This window comes from Acinetobacter sp. AG1, from assembly GCF_001005525.1.
GTDB classification, from domain to species: domain Bacteria; phylum Pseudomonadota; class Gammaproteobacteria; order Pseudomonadales; family Moraxellaceae; genus Acinetobacter; species Acinetobacter modestus.
In genome coordinates this window covers 1-1,002 of sequence record NZ_LBMZ01000001.1, presented here as the reverse complement: position 1 = coordinate 1,002, position 1,002 = coordinate 1, and the positions used below count along the sequence as shown (strand labels likewise).

Genomic DNA, 1,002 nt, shown 5'->3' with positions numbered 1-1,002 from the left:
GTTGAATTTAGTGCATGAGGCAAAACTTCCAGCACCTATCCTCGCCTTAACCCAGAGTTTGATTCAAGCAGCAAACCTTACTGCAGCACCCAATAGCGACTTTTCTTCTGCTGTCAAAATGTATGAAAAATGGACCAAGATTACACTTAAATAATCAATAGCCGAAAATCTATGATTTTTAATAATTAAATCAAACGCTATTATTAATAGTATCTAAAATAAAATATAAATTAAAAATCACTTTATTTATAATAAAGTGATTTTTATTAATTTAAAAACAAATTTCCATCAAGATAATGGGATTATTTCGCCTTGAGCTGGAGCAGTATCAGAACCTTTACCAGCAGTACCTTTATCTGCTAAAAACCTAAATTCAGCTGTTCCCTTTTCAGTTGAAATTGTACCACCAATTGTATATAACTGTAGGTCTCCACTGACTGAATAATCATTATGACGATTATCAACTTTAAAATCTAATTCAACATGAGATTGGCTTTTTGCTATTTCAAACATCTTTTCGATAATAGTTGAAATCTGACTATCACTTAAACCACTCTCTTGCATCTTTTTATAAGTCTTATCGTATGATGCAGATGCTCCAGCACTCCAAAATGACCAAATACTTAAATTAGCACTTGCATGAGTCTTTTCAAACTCTTCAATTTTAGTCTTTGTTGAAGCATTTACCATGCTTAAAACCATCTCATTTAGTTTTCTTACATCTTCTGATGTAATTGCCATAACACTGATTTTTGCTTTTATTGTACCTTTAGAATGAGCTGGTATCGTATAACTTAATCCTGTAAAGGAACCAGTTCCTTGAGCTTTCACACTAAAACCTGTTGAACTCGATGGATTATCTGAAGCAGTTAATGATAATGTTGAGCCTTCAGGGAATTGAATTGATATTTGTGATTCAGTTAACTTTTTTTAATTATTCATATTATAATTAGGAGAAAGTAATATAAATATTAATATGGAAAATAAAATACTTGAAATTTG

The 1,002-nt window shown here is 30.8% G+C and carries 1 protein-coding gene and 1 pseudogene; one reads left to right on the top strand and one right to left on the bottom strand.

The genetic code is table 11. From position 1 onward, the window contains the following. A pseudogene (locus tag AAV96_RS18065) lies at positions 1-154 on the top strand (NAD(P)-dependent oxidoreductase); the annotation flags it as partial. A gap of 134 nt (positions 155-288) precedes the next feature. On the opposite strand, the gene AAV96_RS00005 reads toward AAV96_RS18065, so the two are convergent. Beyond that, positions 289-831: a hypothetical protein gene (locus AAV96_RS00005; protein ID WP_227505806.1), complete on the bottom strand. Its 543-nt coding sequence runs from the start codon at positions 829-831 to the stop codon at positions 289-291. Positions 832-1,002 lie beyond the last annotated feature (171 nt).